Genomic DNA, 17877 nt, shown 5'->3' with positions numbered 1-17877 from the left:
CGATCCAGGCGCTGCGCGCCGTTCTGCGACGGAACCGCCGCTCCTCAACTCAGGAGCTTCTGCTTCGCCGCAGCGAACTCCGTCTCGGAGAGCACGCCGGAGTCCTTGAGCGATGCCAGCTGCTGCAGCTTCGCGATCATGTCATCGGCTCCGGCCGGACCCGGTGCAGGCGCAGCCGGCGGCGGGGCCGAGTACTGGGATGCGGCGTTGCGGGCGGCGGCATCGATCTGCGCCTGCTGCTGCGCTGCCTCGTACTGCTCCTGTTCGTACTGCCCCTGGGCGCGCTGCTGCTGATGCCGCGACATGGCGCCACCAACGGCCGACGCCGTTCCCGCGACCACCGCAGTTCTGGCGGCGAGCCCGATCAGGCCCGGGCGACCGAATCTTCTCAAGGGCATGTCATTCACCTTCCTGATCGAGGATGTCCATCATGGCGTTCACCACAGGAGCCGGAACGCGCTCGCTTCGCAGCACCTGACCGCCGGCGGCGGCGAGGTTCTGGGCAAGAGTGCGGGCGAAAGCGAGTTCGAGGACGACGACGGCAGCGGACTGCCCCGGCTCGAGGGCGCTGGCGAGCGCCTCGACATCCTCCTCTCCGGCGAGACCGGCCGCGATCGGCTCGAAATCGTCGAGCCCGAGCGATCCGTCCTCCGAGTCGAGCTCGACGATCTCGACCGCACCGGTCGCCGACTTCGCCAGAATGACGAAGTCGAGCAGCCGCACCACACCGCTGTCGACGAGATCGCTCAACGCGCGGAACGTCGCCGGATCGGGGCGTGCGCCCTCGAACCCGACGAGATAGAACTCGGCGGGACCGAAACGGAAGTCGTTCATGGATCGTCCTCTCTCACGGGGCACACGGACCTGACAGACGACCATGGTCGCATCGCCATCACGCCCGCGGACGGCAGCCTCACCCCTACCGGATGAGCGCTTCGCCATCCGAACCCCATCCGAGTCATCCGATCCCCATCCCGGGGTCGCCCGATAGGGGTGAGCGGCGCCACCGCCCGGGGACACGCGCTGTCACTATCGCGGTACGCAGTAACTCAACGAAAGGGGTCCGAAGTGTCCATTTGGGAAAGCTTCTGGGACATCATCTGGTGGTTCTTCTGGGTCTTCGTGTTCATCTCCTATCTGATGGTGCTCTTCAACATCGTGGCCGACCTGTTCCGGGATCACTCCCTCAACGGCTGGTGGAAGGCCGTCTGGATCATCTTCCTCATCTTCGTCCCCTTCCTGACAGCGCTCGTCTACCTGATCGCACGCGGCAAGGGCATGGGCGAGCGCAGCGTCTCGGCCTATCGGGAGCAGCAGCACGCCGCCGACTCCTACATCCGCAGCGTCGCAGGTTCCAGTCCGAGCGATGAGATCGACAAGGCGTCGAAGCTCCTCTCGGCGGGAACCATCACACCCGACGAGTTCGCCGCCATCAAGGCGCGCGCACTGAGCTGAAATCATGGCTGAGGCGGTCGAAGTGAGCCTGCAGGCGCTCGGCGACGTCGAGTTCGTCGTCGTGCGTCTCGACGACGACCGCCTCAGCCCGAACATCCTCGAGGCCCTGCTGCGGCAGGTGGAGAGCGGGGCGATCCGCCTCCTGGACTTCGTGATCATCCGGCGACTCGACGGGGACGACTACCGGCTCATCGAGATCGACGGCGACGAGTTCACGCTCGCCGGTCTCGGCCTGGACACCCCAGGGCTGGTGTGCGAGGAAGATGCCCGGCACTTCGCCGGGCGGCTGCCGATCGGCGGTCGCGCAGCCCTGATCCTCGTGGAGCCGACGTGGGGCGAGACGTTCTCCCGCGATGTCGATCGCCATGGGGACCGCATCCTCGCGACGCAGCCGATCCCCGCGGCGATCGCGAACGCGGTGCTCGCCTCGGCACTGCAGCAGTGGTGAATCCGACGTCCGCTGAGGATCGATCGCGGACGGATCACACCGTCGTTCGCACCGCCTCGCGCCGGGAGGACACCCCGAGCTTGCGGTAGATCGCCCGCTGGTGCGTCTTCACCGTGTTGATCGATACGGCAAGCTCTCGGGCGATCTCGTGCAACGTGCGGGCTGTCTGGAGCTGTTGGAAGACGTCGCGTTCCCGCTCTGAGAGCAAGTCCACGAGCGACCCCGCCGCATCGTTCGCGAGGCAGCGGCCGATGAAGTCCTCGAACTGGGTGCCGAAGTGCACGTGCTCGCCGAGCAGCTTGCGCACCGCCGTCTCGCGTGGGGCGAACGGCAGGCGGATGTTCTCTCCCGAGGCGACCGCGACTGCGGCCTCGCACAGCTCGTGCGCCTCGTCATGATGCCCGCCCTGTCGGCGCAGTACCGCCGCCGTGATCAGAGTCGCGGACTTCACGTAAGAGACCTCGCCGAACGCGCGCAGCGATCGCAGCATCTCCAGAGCGGGCCCGTACTCTCCGGCTCGACGAAGCACTCCGGCGAGCGCGACGTTGACCACAGGCAGGTCGGGACACTGGACGTACCTCCTGGCGATCCTCATCGCCCGGTCCTGCCGTCCGACGACTTCTTCGAGCAACGCGACGGATGACTCACGGAAGGCCGGCCAGGAGATACCGTGGACGACCTCGAGCGGGATGTCCTGAATCCCGATCGCCGCGCGACGACAGGCTGCGGCATCGCCCGTCTCCGCTGACGCGTAGGCGATCATCATGCGCGCGATACTCGTGAAGGATCGATCGGAGCTGCCGTTGGCGATCACGGTCGCGAACTCCCGGATCGACTCCTCGGACTCGCCCGACCAGTATGCGACGTATCCGGCGGCCGACGCCGCACTCCCGCCCGCGTACGTGCTCCAGGGAAGGCTGACGTCACCGGCCGCGTGCACGGCACGGAGCGACTCACGCGCTTCCATGAAGCGTCCGGCCCAGGTCTGCCCGAAGGCGAGATGACCGAGCGAGCGCTTCGCCAGCTCCCGATCGCCCGAGCTCTGCGCTTCCCGGGCCGCGGCGGAGAAGTACTCGAGCGGCACCACCGGATTGCCTCTGTGGCGTATCTCCGTCCAGCCGAGGAGATAGTTCAGAGCGGCGCGGTCGCCCAGTTCGGTGGAATCCGCGTCGAGCAGCATCTGTCGCACCCTGGCGCTCGCGTCCGCGACGTCGGCGCGCTCGTCGGCGATGAACAGCCGCGCGATCTGCAGGACGGCCGGCCCGGCGTCGTCGTCGCTTCGGGCGATCATCGCCTCCGCACGCCGGAACAATTCGCGCGCGACACGATGATCGCCCAGCACATCGCTCGCGCACGCGCGGACGAGGAGCACTTGGGCGTCATCCGGGTCGCGACGCAGCATCTCGGTCGCCGTACGTTCGACCTCCGCTGCGCTCGCGCCGACGACGAGTCCGAGCCAATGGCGCAGGAGGATCTCTCTGGCCACCGCGGACTCGCCCGCACGGAGCGAGTGCGCGATCGCCGCGGTGGGGTCGGTCGCCTCGAGCGCCGACGCAGCGCGACGGTGACAGGCAGCGGCACGCTCGGCGTCCAGTCCGACGATCTCCGCGCACTGCCTCGCGAAGGAGGCGTGCCAGCGATACACGATGCCGTGCGGACCTTCGAATCGATCGAGGAAGAGGCCGAGCCGGACGCAGGTCTCGAGCAGATCACCGGCATCCGCGCGCTCCGTGACCGCGGCGGCGAGCTCGGGCGTCAATTCACCGCACACGCTCCCGTCGAGGACGAAGTCGGCGACGTCCGGCGGCAGCGCACCCAGCACATGCTCTCGCACGTAGTTCCCGAGAAAGCTCGACGCGCTCTGGGCGCGCGAGTCCGGTCGTGCGCCGCCGATCATCATCAGCCGTACGGCGATGGGCCAGCCCTGGGTCTCATCGAAGATCGTCTCCGCAGCGAGGCCCTTCGTCCCCGTGTCCTGCAGCAGCCTGACCTCCGCCCCGGTGAAGCTGAGGATCTCCGCGCCGACGAAGGAGGCGGGATGCGTCACTCGATGACGGGAGAGCGTGACCTCGAGCAGGGTCGTCCCGACGAGCACCACACGAAGGCTGTCCGGCGCCTGCTCGGCGAGCATCCCGAGGAGCCCCCTGCGCCAGTCCTCCCCTGCACGCTGCGCATCATCGACGATCAGGTGGACGCGACTCTCGGCGTCCTCCAGCACTCCGCAGATCTCTTCGTAGGCGTACCGCGGATCGTCCAGGTCGCGGGCGAGTGCGAGAGGGTGACCTGCACGCTCCGCCCCGACGTAGAGCGCGTTGACGATCCCCTGTGTCAAGCGGGTGGGGTCGGAGTCGAAGGAGCTGAGCGCGAGCCAAGCGACCTGTTCGAGACCCGAAGCCCAATCAGCCACAGCCGTCGTCTTGCCGAACCCGCTGGGGGCGCTGATGACGGTCAAGGGATCCAGCGCCACGGCACCGGCGATCGCGGAGCTCACCCGCTCGCGACGGATGGCACCGGGTTGAGGCCCCGGCGGTCGGAATCGCACCGTCGGTCCCGGCGTCGTCGAGCGAACAGGGGGCGACATGGCACCAAAACTAGTGGGGTTGTCGATCCGCCTTCAAGGGCATCCTCCGGATGATCTTCACTCCGACGTGCGCGCTCCCACGTCCTGTTTGAGGGCGTCGGCGGTGCGGATGAAGAGGATGATCCATGTGAACACGACGGTCCCCGCCACCAGCTCGACCGCGGTGAGTGTGTAGTACCCGACAGCGAAGAACACCGCCAGCAGCAGGATCAGCAGGATGAACACGTAGCCGAGGAGCAGGAATGTCCGTGATACGCCCGGCACCCATCGCCGCAGCGCCACGACGAGCACTCCGTACGCGACGACCATGCCCGACGCGACCCCGGTGTGGAGGGCGAAGTACTGATCGACGGGGAACACTCCGACGAGGGCGAGGAAGATCCCCACGATGATGAGGCACGTGCGCACCGATGCCACCCCACGCGGCTGCGTCGTCGGGATTCCCTTGGTGGCGTAGCGGGCGAGAGTCGTCACGAGAATGCCTGCGACGATCAACGTCAGATTGAAGGTGCGCGCCGAGAGGTCGTCCGTCATGCCGAGAGCGCTGAGGTTCTCCTTCCACCACTGCGGATCGCTCGCGGTGAGCATGCTCGCGAGGACGCCGAGCACCAGGAACAGCGCGAGTACCGTGGCCAGCAGCTGCAGGTCCAGATGGGTCGCCGAGTAGTACGTGACATAGGCCGTCAGCCCGGCCGCCGCCCCGGAGAGCATCAGCACCGGCACCGGGTAGACCACGGCGCCGATCAGTCCTGCTTCCATGATCGTCGCAGCCAGCGTCCATCCGAGCAGCGCGATCATGGCGTGAGCGAACGCGAAGGCGGCGATGTCGATGATGTCGACGACGCCGAGCCGACGCCCTCGGGCGGGGTCGGCTGCGATGATGCGTCCCAGGACGAAGACGATGATCGCCGTGGCCGCGGAGGCCAGCGCCGCGAACTGCCCGAGCGAGTCGGGTCCCGAGATGGGCGCCGGATGCAGCCGGAAGACCAGGAGGGCGATGAGTGCCGCGAGCACGAAAGCGAAGATCGAGATCTGGAGCCCGATGGCCTCCCTGGCTCGCTCCCGCCTCTCCCCGTGCGAGCGTGCTGCCGTGAGGAGGTCCTGTGGGGGTGGTGACGACGACATGGTCACAGTCTCCGCCTCCCGTTCACCGAAGGCGACGGCGGTTCATCCGCACCGGGCGATCCCCCGTCCCGGCGTCGGTTCGCCGTGAGCTCCCGCATCAGGGCTGAGCCGAGTCCCGTCGACTACGCTGGCCGCGTGACCACCTCGCCCGCGCCCGAGCGCGCTCCGGACCGGATGCTCTCCCCCAGCCTGCGGGTGCTCCTCGTGCTCGCGGCGAGCGCCGTCACGCTGGCGGGCGTCTACTTCGTGCGGGACCTCTTCGGGCCGATCGCTCTCGCGATCGTGATCGTCGTGATCTGCGAACCGCTGCGCCGCCCCCTCGATCGCCGCGGCTGGCCGCAGTGGGCGAGCACGACCGCCGTCATCGTCGTCGCCTACCTGATCCTCTTGGCGATGGGCGCTCTGCTCTGGCTCGCGGGAACGCAGTTCGCACGGCTGATCGGCGACCTGGTGTCGGAGGGCGGCCTGGCGAACACGGTCGACGAGTTCGTCGGCTTGCTCCAGTCCCTCGGTCTGGACGAGGAGGCTTCGGGTGCTGCGGCATCGGTCCTCGATCCCACGACGCTGCTCGGCATCGCTCGGAGCCTGGGGAGCACGGTGCTCGGTGTCGCAACCGCCCTGTTCTTCGTCTGCGCGTACATCATCTTCATGGCCGTCGATGCTGCCCGCTACCGACAGGCTCCCTCGATATTCGGTGCCACGAAGGGCGCCGTGATCGCTCGGATCTCGCATCTCAACACCGGCATCCGTCGCTACTACATCGTGAACGCCACGTTCGGTGCGATCGTCGCCATCATCGACGGTCTCGCCCTGTGGTGGATGGGCGTTCCCGCACCCGTGGTGTGGGCGATCCTCGCCTTCGTCACCAACTTCATCCCGAACATCGGCTTCGTCCTCGGCCTCATCCCCCCGGCGATCCTCGCCTTCGTCGTCGGCGGCTGGCCGTTGCTCCTCGGGGTGATCGCTGTCTACTGCGTGGTGAACGTGGTCCTGCAGGTGCTCGTGCAGCCGAAGTTCGTCAGCGATGCGGTGGATCTCAGCCTGACGCTGAGCTTCTTCTCCGTGATCTTCTGGACGTTCATCATCGGACCGCTCGGGGCGATCCTCTCGATCCCGCTCACCCTGCTCGCGCGCACCCTGGTCCTCGAGGGCGACCCCGACACGACCTGGTTGCGCTGGATCTCCGGCGACCGCACCGCTGTTCCGCCCGATCCGGAGCCTGCCCCCGCCGATCGGAGCCGTCGACGCAGGAGAAGGAACCGCCGCCACGTCTGACCGCTGCGGCGGGTCCGCGCCGCGTTCGACCGTAAATCACCAGGGGGAGGTTGCGATGCAGACGTGGTCGCCGCAAGCTGAGCGGTGGGATCGTGGACGAGAACGCGCTCGTCCGGGGTGCTGTCGAAGGGAGGCGACGTGCAACGTCCGCTCGCGGGGCTGACGAAGCGGAACTTCGTCACCGAGCTGACCGCCGGGGTCACCCTGCTCGCCATAGCCATCCCTCTGAACATCGGGTACGCCCAGATCGCCGGACTCCCGCCCACAGCGGGGCTCTACGCGCTGATCGTCCCGACCGTCATCTACGCCCTCGTCGTATCCTCCCGACAGCTGGTCGCCTCGCCCGATGCGGCGGCCGCCGCGCTCGTCGCCTCCTCGATCGGCGGCCTCGCCGCCGCCGGCAGCGCCGACTACGCCACCCTCGCGCTCGCCCAGGCGATCATCTGCGGCGGTATGTTCATCCTTCTCGCCGTGTTCAAGCTCGGCTTCCTGGCGAACTTCCTCTCGAAGCCGATCCTCGTCGGGTTCGTCGGCGGCCTCGCACTCGACATCATGGTCAGCCAGGTCGCGAAGATGCTCGGTGTCAAGATCGACTCCGGCAAGGAGTTCACGGGCAAGGTGGCAGACCTCGTCGGGGGCTTCACGACCCTCAATGGCTGGGCCGTCCTGATCTCCGTCTGCTCCGTCGCCGTGCTGCTGCTAGGACGGCGCTACCTCCGTGCCGTTCCGTGGGCGCTGATCGTCCTGGTGGCCACGACGCTCGTGGTCGTCCTGACCCACCTCGATCAACGGGGCGTCGACGTACTGGGAGAGGTGCCGGCGGGACCCCCGGTGCTGACGTGGCCGATGATCGACTGGTCGCTCTGGCTCGCGCTGGTGCCGTCTGCGATCGCCCTGACTCTTGTCACCACGGCCGAGGGCCTCCTCGTCTCACGTTCCTATTCCGAGAAGCACGGCTACCCGTTCCACGCGAACCGCGACCTCTTCGCATTCGGCATCGCCAACCTCGCCGCCGGCGCGCAGGGCAGCTTCGCCGTCGGCTCTTCCACTTCCCGCACCGCCGCGATGGACCAGGCCGGCTCCCGAACTCAGTTCCCCGCGCTGATCCTCGCCGCCGGCACCCTGCTGCTGCTCCTGTTCGGAACGGCCCTGCTCGCCGACATCCCGTCTCCCGCCATCGGCGCGATCGTGGGAGTCGCGATCATCCCGCTGCTCGGAATCCGCGACTTCGTCGACCTCTGGCGCAAGGATCGGTTCGAGTTCCTCATCGGTGCGACATGCTTCCTCGTCACCCTCTTCGTCGGTTCGATCGCCGGCATCCTGGTCGCCTTCGTGCTCGCGCTCATCAATCTCGCGAAACGGGCCTCGAATCCGGCCATCGACGTCCTCGAATCCAATGGTGACCCGGGCGAATCGCTGCTCGAAGATGCACCGGCGGGGACGATGACCGCTCCGGGCGTGATCGTCATCCGACTCGCGGCGCCGCTGTTCTTCGCGAACGGAGCCGTCTTCTCGACCGCGGTCAAGAAGGCTGTGCGCTCGGCAGGAGAGGAATCCGTCCACCACCTCGTGGTCGACATGGAGGCGGTGACCGATGTCGACGTCACCGGCGCGGAATCGTTCTCCTCGCTCAAGGAGTGGCTCGCCGCCCGGTCGGTGTCGCTCGCTTTCAGCAGGGTGCGCCCGAACACGCTGCACCGCCTCACCACTCTCGGCCTGCTCGCGTCGGAACCGGTCTACGCGACCAACCGCGCGGCGATCAGCCAGCTCACCCCCTCCCCCGCAGAGAAAACACACTCAGAGGAAGAAGGCCGTTGATGGGCACCGTCATCGGGGACGTGCTCCCCCTCGCACTCGGGGTGGCGATCAGTCCCATCCCCATCATCGCGGCCATTCTCATGCTGCTCTCACCGAAAGCGCGAGTGACCAGCGTCGGGTTCCTGCTCGGCTGGGTGATCGGGATCGTGGCCGCGGTCACCGTGTTCACGCTGCTGTCGTCGATACTGCCGGAGCAGGATCCTGACGCCTCCCGCCCCATCCGGGGCGTGGTGCAGATCGTCCTCGGCCTCCTTCTGTTCCTGCTCGCGTTCGGACAATGGCGCAAGCGCCCGAAGGGCGGCCAGGAGGCTGCGCTGCCGAAGTGGATGCAAGCCATCGACACGGTCACGTTCCCCGTCGCATTCGGGCTCGGATTCCTGTTGTCTGCGGTGAATCCCAAGAACCTCATCATGGCTGCCGGAGCGGGGACCGACATCGGCGGCGCGGCCCTTCCCGTCGGTTCCACCGTGCTGGTGGCCGTCGTCTACACCCTCATCGCATCGTCGACCGTGCTCATCCCGGTCGTGGGCTACCTCGTCGCCGCAGACCGCCTCCGTGCCCCGCTGGACGCCCTCCGCGGCTGGCTCGCCACCGAGAACGCCGTCATCATGGCCATCCTGCTGCTCGTGATCGGAATATCGATGATCGGCAAGGGCATCGGCAGCTTCTAGAACGCCGCCGACCTGAGCAGGAGAGGACGAGGACATGAGTGACTTGATCCTGGCGCTCGTCCCGGTGGCGCTCGGCGTGGTGCTGAGCCCGCTCGCGATCATGGCTCTCGTCGCCGTGCTGCTCTCGCGCAACGCGAGGGCGAACGGGATCGCGTATCTGCTCGGATGGATCGTGGGCCTGGCCGGGCTCATGATCCTCTTCCTCTGGCTGTTTCCGCTGCTCGCCGTCCATGAACGCAATGAGCCGCCTCTCTGGGTGCCGCTGGTCCGCCTGCTCATCGGCCTGTTCCTCGTCGCGGCGGCGGTCTGGGTGTACCGGAAGGGACGGGTGCACATCGCGCAGATGGCCGCCGCCTCCACCCCTCGCGAGGTCGTGGCCGCCTCGCCGCAACTACCCGGGTGGCTCCACTCGGTGGAGTCGTTCCGGCCAGGACGCACGTTCCTCCTCGGAGTCGGCCTCTTCGTCCTGAACCCCGTCGACGCCTCGTGCGCGATCATCGCGGCCCTGGACATCACTCTGTCCGAGGTCGACACCACCGCCGGGTTCTGGGTCGCCGCCGCGTTCGTCTCCGTCGGCACCCTGCCCATCGCCGTTCCCGTGTTCTACCTCCTGGTGCGCGGCGACTCCGCCCAACCCCTCCTGGACCGCGTCCGGACCTGGATCGCGGGCAACACGCATATCCTCAATGCGGCGCTGCTCCTCGTCATCGGAGCACTCCAACTCGAGAAGGGAATCGCGGCGTTGCTCTGACCCGCGCCCGACTTCACCCGCGGAGAGATCACGAAGGTCGTGTTCGACATCGCGGCCGACACGGAGCTCGACCTCGACCTCGACCTCGACCTCGAAGCCCGTCTCGCCGCGGCCATGGCGTGCGACCGACAGGCTCCGCAACGGTCGCGCACGCGTTCACTCGATCCCGAGCGCGTGCGCGGCCGCCGTCACGCTCTCCCGGTCGGAGACGCCGAGCTTGCGGTAGATGTTCCGCACGTGCGTCTTCACCGTGTTCGGCGAGATGAACTCCTGCTGGGCGATCTGACGCAGCGTCGAGTTGCGGCTCAATGCCAGCAGCACGATCCGTTCCCGGTGGGTGAGCTCTTCGCCCACGAGCATCCCCGCTGCGGCGAGCCGATCTCGGACGACGTCCGCGAAGCGGGTTCGCGTCGCAGCGGTCGCCCGCGCACCCAGGAGACGGATCACCGCCGGGTCGGCGCCCCCGAAACGTCGGACGTGCTCCTCCGTCTCGGCCAGAGACAACGCGACCGCCAGCGAGGCCTGCGCCCGATCGGAGTCGCCGCCGTGGACATCGAGTGCAGACGCCACCAGCCACGCATCCACCATCGAGGCCGGCACCAGACAAGGGGACGAGCCGTCGAGGACCGGCGCGAGCGTCTCTCGTGCCAGGGCATGCCGGTGGTCGTGCAACGCCGCGATCGCTCGAAGGACGATCACGTCGCCCGTGGCGCCGAGAGCCTGCGCGGTGTCCGCGATGAACGCGTCCCGCAGGTTGGGCTCGCCCAGCCGGTCGAACGCGTGCACGGCGAATGTGCTCAGCATCGCGTACCAATGCGCCGGCAACGGCATGTCCGCGCGAGGGGCGAGATTCTCGAGCATCGTGATCGCCGCAGCATGCGGGTCGTCGGCATCCGGGGCGTTCAGCAGAGCGATCAGGCCGCGCAGACCGCGCGCGATCGCCGGCTCCGAACCGTCGTCGATGATCGAGACCGCTGCGCGCAACGTCGGTTCGGCATCCACCGAATGCAGACGCTCGTAGGGAACCCAGTGGCGCCACACCCTGGTCACCTCGTAGAAGGAATCGTCGGGGTTTCCGAGCTCGCTCCATCGTCCGTCCAGCCGGGCCCCGGATGCGAGGACGTCGCGCATCCTGCCGCGGAAGAGCGCGCTGGTGTTCAGGACCGCTGACGCCTGCAACTCGGCCGCGACGGCGCCGACGGCGCGAGCCTGATCCGCGGCGGACCGCGCGTACCGCTCGGCGCGGTCGAGACGCCCGACATACAGTTCGCCCATCGCGGCCTGAAGGAATGCATAGGTGTCCAGCTGGGATTCCCCGGTGAACGCATCGAAGGCGGATCCCAGCCGATCGAGAGCTTCGGCGATGCCTCCTCGGCGCAGGGCGGTGTGCAGGTCGAGTCCCGTCTGCCACTGCCTGCTTGCCGCTGATCCGTCGTGATCCCGCAGGGTCGCCAGCACCGCGGCCGCCGTGGATGCGTCGCCCCGGGCCAGTTCGGCCGCCGCGATCAGCATCTGCACGGCCGGATCGGACCGCAGCGGCGGCGGCATCCGGCCTATCGCCTCGATCACGCGGTCGGCGTGACCGGTGAGGATGAGCTGCATCCCGCACCGACGGAGGATCACAGAGATGCAGACCGGGTCGCAGCTCTGCATCGCATGACGGAGCGCCGGCAGGTCGTCGTGCTGCTCGGCGAACCACTCCGCAGCCGTCTTCTCGACATGCTCGACGACGGCGTGCCCTCGGTCCTTCAGCCGAGCGAGGAGAAACTCCCGCAGCAGCGGGTGGTAGTGATACCAGACCGGCGCGTCGCCATGCCGGCCCATCAGGACGTTGAGATGGATCAGCCTCTCGACGAACGCGGCGGCCGGTGCCCCATCGGACAATCGGTAGGCGAGTTCCAGGGTGAACGCCTCGGGGACCGAGGTCTCCAGCAGGAACGCACTGAGTTCATCATCGAGGTCGGCGAAGACCTCCTCGAGGAAATAGTCCACGAGGGCCGGCGCATCGCCTCGCAGCGGATGGTCCGCCGTGTGCGGATGCTCCTGTCCCGCCAGGACCATCAGGCGCAGCCCCGCCGCCCATCCCTCGGTGCGCTGGAGGATCAGGGTGATCTCCCCCTGAGAGACACGGAGACCACTCGCGCGGAAGAAGGCCCGAACCTCGCCGGGGGTGAAGGCGAGATCCCCGTTGTCGAGCTCCAGCGCGATTCCGGCGATGCGGCGCCGCGCCACCGGGATCAGCCGGGTTCCACGGCCCGACAGCACCACGTGCGCATTGCCGGGTACGGCTTGCACGAACGTCCACAGCATGTCGGCGTGTTCCCGTGTCTCGATGACGTGCACATCGTCGAAGATGATCACGATCCGGCGGTCGGTTCCGCGGAGCGCGCGCGCCAGCGATCTCGCCGCGTCCGCCGACGGCCAGATCGGGACCCTCGCGAGACTCTCACCAAGGCGTTCGTCATCGATGCTCTCGAGCGCCGAGCGGAGCAGCGAGAGATCGGTGTCATGGCGCTGGAACGATACCCAGACGACCTCGGTGTCCGCATCCGAGCCGACGGCGCGCGCCCAGTGGGTGAGCAACCGCGTCTTCCCTGCTCCAGCCGGAGCCGTCACGAGGGTGAGGGTCCACGGCTCGTCCATCGCTGCCGTCAGGCGCGCGAGCAGCCGAGGCCGCACGACATCGTCGTCGACTGCGGCGGGGACGAGAATCCTCGCCGCGTCGTCGTCGCTGATGTCTCCGGTCATGGCACCCCCCGGTCCGATGGACTCGACGCGAGGTCGGCCGTCCTTCCGCAGTATTGCACCCGGCAGGCGACGCCTCAAGCGCTTTTCAGACGAAGGCCGCCTACGCCGGCCTCGACCGGCGACGCTGCGCTGAGAGCGAGATGAGCGATGGCACCGCCGTCCCGAAGAACAGCGCCAGACCGACGCCGAGAAGGGTCTCCAACGTTCGCTCGAGAAATCGCTCGCCCGGAGGCTCCGACGACGTCACCAGGATGAGAGTCAGCGCGACGAATGTGGTGAACCCAGGAGCGACGTACCAACGACTCTCCTGGCTCGCGCCCAGTGCTCCCACCGCGAGGCCGATCGCGACCCCGATGACGGCGTCCCCCGGCACGAGAAGCGCGAACGTGGCGGCCGCGGATGCTCCCATCAGGACCGAGATGGCGCGCCCCACGCTGCGAGCGATCAGCTGCCCCCGCACGGGACGCATGACGAGCAGCACAGCAGCCGTCGCCCATCCGACGTGCTCGACCCCGAGAAGGAAACCCGTCGCCGCAGCGGCAGCGGCGGCGGTGCCGAGCAGGATGCCGTAGATCAGCATCGCGCGTCCGCGCGGGATCGGGGCGGCGGCGGGTGGAGGTTCCGCACGCTCCGGCCAGACGAGCGAGATCGACCAGGCGTACAGCGAACCGGCGATCATGCTGGCGCCGAGTTCGACGGCCACCGGCGACCAGGGAAAACTCAGTCCGACGCCCACCATCGGCAGGACGAGGATCAGGACCAGCTGTGCCAGACGTCCTCGTGTCGCGTTGACGCAGGCGAGCACGGCGATCCCGAACAAGGCCACGACGGCGATGACGGGAGTCGTCGCCAGCAGAGATCCGAGGAGCAGACCGACAGCGCTGAGTCCGCCGATGAGCGGAATGACCGCGCGTCCTCGACGCCGCGGAGGGAGCCGGAACGCCGCTGCGGGGAGCACTCCGACAGCGAGCGCCAGACCGACGGTCGGCGCGAAAGGAGTGATCACCATGGCGGGGAGCGCGAAAAGGAGTCCGAGGCCGAATCGCGACCACTGCCAGGTCAGTCCGGGCTGCTCATCCACCCCGGCCGCCTCATCGACGTCACTCTCCGGATGCCGATTCGCATGCTGCTCCCCCGCTGGTCGATCGCGGTGACGGACGTGAGTCACTCGTTCTCAGGGCCAGCCTATGCACCCCGGATTCAGCCGTCAGCGCGCGTCGTCGAGTTCACCCGGGTGAACGCGGTCGTCCGCGGCCGCAGGCTCGGCAACGACGGCGGCGGCCGCCATCCCCTCCCGAACAGAGGCGTGCACCCGGCCCGCGGATTCGAGCGCCTCGAACCACGGGGTGCGTTCGGCGACGGCCGTCGCCGGCGCCGGGAGCGCCGCCAGGTGGAGCGTCGTCGCACGTTGGGAGAGCTCCCTGTCGAGATTCTGGAGGGCGTCGAGCACTGTGATCGTCATGACCTCCTGCTGCTTCATGCCGAGCACGAGCGCTCCGATCGGTACCGGCTCCGCGTCGACCAACTCGAGGATCCTGCGTTCGTTCGCCATCGCATTCGCGGTGTACAGGCCCCGCTCGAGGCGGATCCCCAGCACCCCGTCCGTCCGCCCCACCTCACGCACCTTAGGTACGTTCACCTCACGCAGCACCAGGATCAACGTCACGACGACGCCGATCGCGACCGCCGGGAGCAGTCCGGCGGTGAGACCGATGATCGCGACCGAGAGCGCGATCCAGAAGTCCACCTGGCTGATGCGCGCCCAACGGACCAGCTCGGGGATGTTGATGAGGCTCGCGACGGCGACGAACACCATCGCGGCCAGGGTGGCCTCCGGCATCAGGCTGAGGACGGGTCCGAGGAACAGCGCGACCAGGACCGCGAGCACGACCGTGACGATGGTCGCGACCTGAGACCGGGCGCCCGCGCTCTGGTTCACCGCGCTTTGGGAGAATCCGCCGGCTGCGGGCATCGTTCCGAAAAACGCTCCGAGCGAGTTCGCCGCACCGGTCGCGAGCAGCTCCTGATCGCTGTCGATCTGAGGCTCCGTCGCGGTGCGGAGACTCCGAGCGACCGCCGCCGACTCGAGAAACGCCATGACCGCGATCGCGAGAGCCCCGGGAACGAGCGCAGCCGTCTGTGCGAAGTCAGGGATTCCAGGAACCGGCAGACCGCTCGGGACCTCGGCGATGAGACTGACCCCGAGCCGGTCGAGGCCTGCGAGCCAGACGAGGACGATGCCCCCGGCCACCACGATGAGAGTCGCGGGGACCCTGGGGGCGATGCGCTTCAGCAGGACCAGCACGGCGATCGAGCCGACAGACAGAATCACTGTGGGCCAGTTCACGCTTCCGAACGCCGCCCCCACTGCCGCCAGCGACCGGAAGAACCCGTGGCCGGAGAAGTTGTAGCTCTCACCGAGCAGTTTCGGCAGCTGCCCCACGGCCACCGTCGCCCCGACACCGATCTTGAGTCCGAGGACTGTGGCGCCGCTGATGTTCTCGACGAGCGAGCCGAGTCGGCACAGCCGTGCGAGCAGGAGAACCGCTCCGACCAGCAGCGTCAGCATCATGAGCGAGCCGATCGCATCATCGGCGCCTGCCGCCACCCCCGCGGATACGAGAGTCGTCGCGGTCAGAGTCGCGATGGTCGATGTGGTCGAGACGCTCATCGCCCGACTCCCGCCCAGGAGCGCATAGACGACCATCGGCAGAATGCACGTGTAGAGGCCGACCTGAACGGGCAGATTGGCGATCGTCGAGTAAGCCATCGCCTGCGGGATCACCACGGCGCCGGCGGAAAGACCGGCGACAACGTCGCGCACGATCCACTTCCGCTGGTAGCCCTCGATCGTGCTGAACAGCCACGACGGTCGTCTCACTGCACTCACCTGCCTCCGGGTGGTCGGTTGGCCCGAGCGTACTGCGAGCGGCGGGACGACGACCACAGATCTCGCCCCGCATGGGTGGTTGTTCTGCAAAGACCCGCATGTGGGGCTGCCGGCTCGGTACGGAGATCTCGCTGACTCCATTTAGGTTGTGCACAATTCACTTGTGTGCGATGATCTTCGGATGGCCGTGACCGACGAGATGGTGTGCTTCTCCCTCTATTCCGCTGCGCGCGCCACCACGCAGGCATACCGGTCGCTTCTCACACCGTGGGGGCTGACGTATCCGCAGTACCTGGTGCTCGCCGCGCTCTGGCTCGAGGGCGAGCAGACGGTGGGTTCGCTCGGCGACCTGATGCGCCTGGACTCCGGCACGCTCTCCCCTCTCGTCCGCCGCCTCGAGCAGGCAGGCCTCGTCGCGAGGTCCCGCAGCACCTCGGACGAGCGAGTCGTGACGGTGCGGCTCACGGAACGCGGACAGGAGCTGCGCTCCGAAGTCGCTCCGATCCACACACGTGTCGCCGAGGTCGCCGGCCTCCGCGACGATGATCGGCGCGGTCGGCTCATCGCCGAGCTGCAGGACATCACCGATCGTCTTCAGAACATGACCGCTGAACTCGGTGCGATCGCTCGCGCCGACGCCGGCAACTGAGAACAACCAGAACGGAACCCCATGCGCGCACTCATCCACCCCACGTTCGGCGAGCCGGAGCAGGTGCTCCGCATCGAGGATCGCCCGCTTCCCGATCCCGGCGAGGGTCAGGTTCGTCTGCGCGTCGTGCTCTCGCCCATCCACAATCACGATCTCTGGACGGTCCGCGGCACCTATGGATTCAAGCCCGAGCTCCCCGCGCCGTCCGGAACGGAAGCAGTGGGTGTCGTCGATGAGCTCGGTGCCGGCGTCGAGCACCTCGCCGTCGGACAGCGCGTCGCCACCGGCGGCACGTTCGGCGCGTGGGCCGAGTACATCGTGACCGATGCCGCCGGGCTCGTGCCCGTGCCGGACGCTCTTCCCGACGAGACAGCCGCACAGCTCGTCTCGATGCCGTTCAGCACGATCACCCTGCTGGACTTCCTCGGCGTGGGTGAAGGCGCGTGGATCGTGCAGAACGCGGCCAACGGAGCCGTCGGGCGGATGCTCGCACAGCTCGGCAACGCGCGTGGCGTGAACGTCGTCGGCCTGGTACGCCGGACCGCGGGAGTCGAAGAGCTCCGTGAACAGGGCATCGACAACGTCGTCGCCACCGACCAGGATGACTGGCAGGACCAGGTCGCGGCCCTCACCGGGGGCGCGCCGATCGTCGCCGGCGTGGACTCGGTGGGAGGCCCGGCCGCCGGGCAGGTGCTCTCCCTCCTCTCGGAAGGAGGGACCCTGGTCGCCTTCGGCGCGATGGACTCCCCGACCATGGAGATCGCGTCCTCGGACGTGATCTTCAAGCAGGCCACCGTGAGGGGCTTCTGGGGCAGCAAGGTGATCCCCCAGCTGGACTCGGCCACGCGCGGCTCACTGTTCGGAGAGCTCTTCCAGCGTCTCTCCGACGGCACGCTGACCCTGCCTGTCGCCGGCGTGTTCGACGCCGACGACATCCGGGCGGCCGTGCAGGCGAGCGGCACCCCCGGACGCGTCGGCAAGGTACTGCTCCGTTTCTGAGCGGACGCCTCCCGGGAGGGCCTTCCCGATGTCCCCGACCAGGTGCAGAGTGTGGGCATGGAGATCACACTCGCTCAGCCCGAGGGACTGGTCGTCAGTCCCGCATTCAGTCACGTCGCCGTCGTGCCGCCCGGCGCGACGACGATCTACGTCGGCGGCCAGAACGGCGTCGACGACAAAGGCGTGGTCGTCTCGGCGGATGCCGCCGAGCAGTCGCTCCGCGCCGTCGAGAACGCCAGGATCGCTCTGGAATCCGCGGGTGCAGGACTCGACGACGTGATCAGCTGGACCGTCCTGATCCACCAGGATGCGGATCTGCGGGCGGCGTACGGCGCGGTCGCCTCCAGACTCGCACGGGAAGGAGCGCCACCCCTGGTCACCGCCGCGCTCGTGGCCGGGCTGGGCGTCCCGGGAGCGCTCATCGAGGTGAGTGCGGTCGCGGCCGTCATCCGGGAGTGAACGACGGC

Annotated in this window: 16 protein-coding genes; 9 read left to right on the top strand and 7 right to left on the bottom strand. The window is 68.1% G+C overall.

The annotated features are described in order from the left end of the window. Positions 1-44 precede the first annotated feature (44 nt). Both CQ045_RS01390 and CQ045_RS01385 read right to left on the bottom strand, forming a co-directional pair. Positions 45-398, bottom strand: a complete 354-nt coding sequence (locus tag CQ045_RS01390) for an SHOCT domain-containing protein (RefSeq protein WP_105720907.1) — start codon at positions 396-398, stop codon at positions 45-47. A 1-nt stretch (position 399) separates the two neighbouring features. Continuing rightward, the gene (locus CQ045_RS01385; protein ID WP_105720906.1) at positions 400-834 is read right to left on the bottom strand and encodes a DUF6325 family protein; all 435 of its coding nucleotides are present in this window, start codon (positions 832-834) and stop codon (positions 400-402) included. A 234-nt stretch (positions 835-1068) separates the two neighbouring features. On the opposite strand from CQ045_RS01385, the gene CQ045_RS01380 reads away from it, so the two are divergent. Both CQ045_RS01380 and CQ045_RS01375 read left to right on the top strand, forming a co-directional pair. Continuing rightward, on the top strand, positions 1069-1455 hold the full coding sequence (locus CQ045_RS01380; RefSeq protein ID WP_105720905.1) for an SHOCT domain-containing protein: 387 nt from the start codon (positions 1069-1071) through the stop codon (positions 1453-1455). A 4-nt stretch (positions 1456-1459) separates the two neighbouring features. Further along, positions 1460-1903 carry a DUF6325 family protein gene (locus CQ045_RS01375; protein ID WP_105720904.1) on the top strand — a complete coding sequence of 148 codons (444 nt, stop codon included), beginning with the start codon at positions 1460-1462 and terminating at the stop codon, positions 1901-1903. A gap of 34 nt (positions 1904-1937) precedes the next feature. Here the strand turns inward: CQ045_RS01375 and CQ045_RS01370 are convergent, their stop codons facing one another. Next, the gene (locus tag CQ045_RS01370) at positions 1938-4484 is read right to left on the bottom strand and encodes a LuxR C-terminal-related transcriptional regulator (protein WP_258130877.1); all 2547 of its coding nucleotides are present in this window, start codon (positions 4482-4484) and stop codon (positions 1938-1940) included. A 57-nt stretch (positions 4485-4541) separates the two neighbouring features. After that, entirely contained in the window at positions 4542-5609 is a 1068-nt protein-coding gene (locus CQ045_RS01365) for a DUF998 domain-containing protein (protein ID WP_105720902.1), read from the bottom strand. A 135-nt stretch (positions 5610-5744) separates the two neighbouring features. Between CQ045_RS01365 and CQ045_RS01360 the strand changes: the two genes are divergently transcribed. The 4 genes from CQ045_RS01360 (at position 5745) to CQ045_RS01345 (ending at position 10124) form a co-directional block, all read left to right on the top strand. Then, a complete protein-coding gene (locus tag CQ045_RS01360) occupies positions 5745-6884 on the top strand; it encodes an AI-2E family transporter (RefSeq protein ID WP_258130876.1) in 1140 nt (379 codons plus the stop codon). Positions 6885-7022: 138 nt separating this feature from the next. Next, positions 7023-8702: a SulP family inorganic anion transporter gene (locus CQ045_RS01355; RefSeq protein ID WP_105721335.1), complete on the top strand. Its 1680-nt coding sequence runs from the start codon at positions 7023-7025 to the stop codon at positions 8700-8702. Next, positions 8702-9373, top strand: coding sequence for a GAP family protein (locus CQ045_RS01350; RefSeq protein WP_105720901.1), 672 nt, complete (start codon positions 8702-8704; stop codon positions 9371-9373). Before CQ045_RS01355 ends, CQ045_RS01350 begins: the two co-directional genes overlap by 1 nt. A 34-nt stretch (positions 9374-9407) precedes the next feature. Continuing rightward, a complete protein-coding gene (locus CQ045_RS01345) occupies positions 9408-10124 on the top strand; it encodes a GAP family protein (protein WP_105720900.1) in 717 nt (238 codons plus the stop codon). A gap of 156 nt (positions 10125-10280) precedes the next feature. Here CQ045_RS01345 and CQ045_RS01340 read toward each other — a convergent pair whose 3' ends face one another. From CQ045_RS01340 to CQ045_RS01330, 3 genes are all read right to left on the bottom strand, one after another. Continuing rightward, entirely contained in the window at positions 10281-12872 is a 2592-nt protein-coding gene (locus CQ045_RS01340) for a LuxR C-terminal-related transcriptional regulator (RefSeq protein WP_105720899.1), read from the bottom strand. Positions 12873-12972: 100 nt separating this feature from the next. Continuing rightward, on the bottom strand, positions 12973-13953 hold the full coding sequence (locus CQ045_RS01335) for an FUSC family protein (RefSeq protein WP_258130874.1): 981 nt from the start codon (positions 13951-13953) through the stop codon (positions 12973-12975). Positions 13954-14079: 126 nt separating this feature from the next. Beyond that, positions 14080-15753 carry a SulP family inorganic anion transporter gene (locus tag CQ045_RS01330; protein ID WP_258130873.1) on the bottom strand — a complete coding sequence of 558 codons (1674 nt, stop codon included), beginning with the start codon at positions 15751-15753 and terminating at the stop codon, positions 14080-14082. A gap of 190 nt (positions 15754-15943) precedes the next feature. Here CQ045_RS01330 and CQ045_RS01325 point away from each other — a divergent pair, with 190 nt between their 5' ends. Genes CQ045_RS01325 through CQ045_RS01315 form a run of 3 tightly spaced genes read left to right on the top strand, consistent with a single transcriptional unit; the run spans position 15944 to position 17869 of the window. Then, positions 15944-16411 (top strand): MarR family winged helix-turn-helix transcriptional regulator, encoded by a 468-nt coding sequence (locus tag CQ045_RS01325; protein WP_181156401.1) that lies wholly within the window; start codon positions 15944-15946, stop codon positions 16409-16411. A gap of 21 nt (positions 16412-16432) precedes the next feature. Next, a complete protein-coding gene (locus tag CQ045_RS01320) occupies positions 16433-17410 on the top strand; it encodes a zinc-binding dehydrogenase (RefSeq protein WP_105720898.1) in 978 nt (325 codons plus the stop codon). A gap of 57 nt (positions 17411-17467) precedes the next feature. Beyond that, positions 17468-17869 carry a RidA family protein gene (locus tag CQ045_RS01315; protein ID WP_105720897.1) on the top strand — a complete coding sequence of 134 codons (402 nt, stop codon included), beginning with the start codon at positions 17468-17470 and terminating at the stop codon, positions 17867-17869. Positions 17870-17877: the final 8 nt, after the last annotated feature.

The organism is Microbacterium sp. MYb66 (assembly GCF_002979435.1).
In the GTDB taxonomy this organism is placed as follows: Bacteria; Actinomycetota; Actinomycetes; order Actinomycetales; family Microbacteriaceae; genus Microbacterium.
The sequence above is the reverse complement of the archived record's forward strand: the minus strand, read 5'-3'. Positions and strand labels throughout refer to the sequence as shown.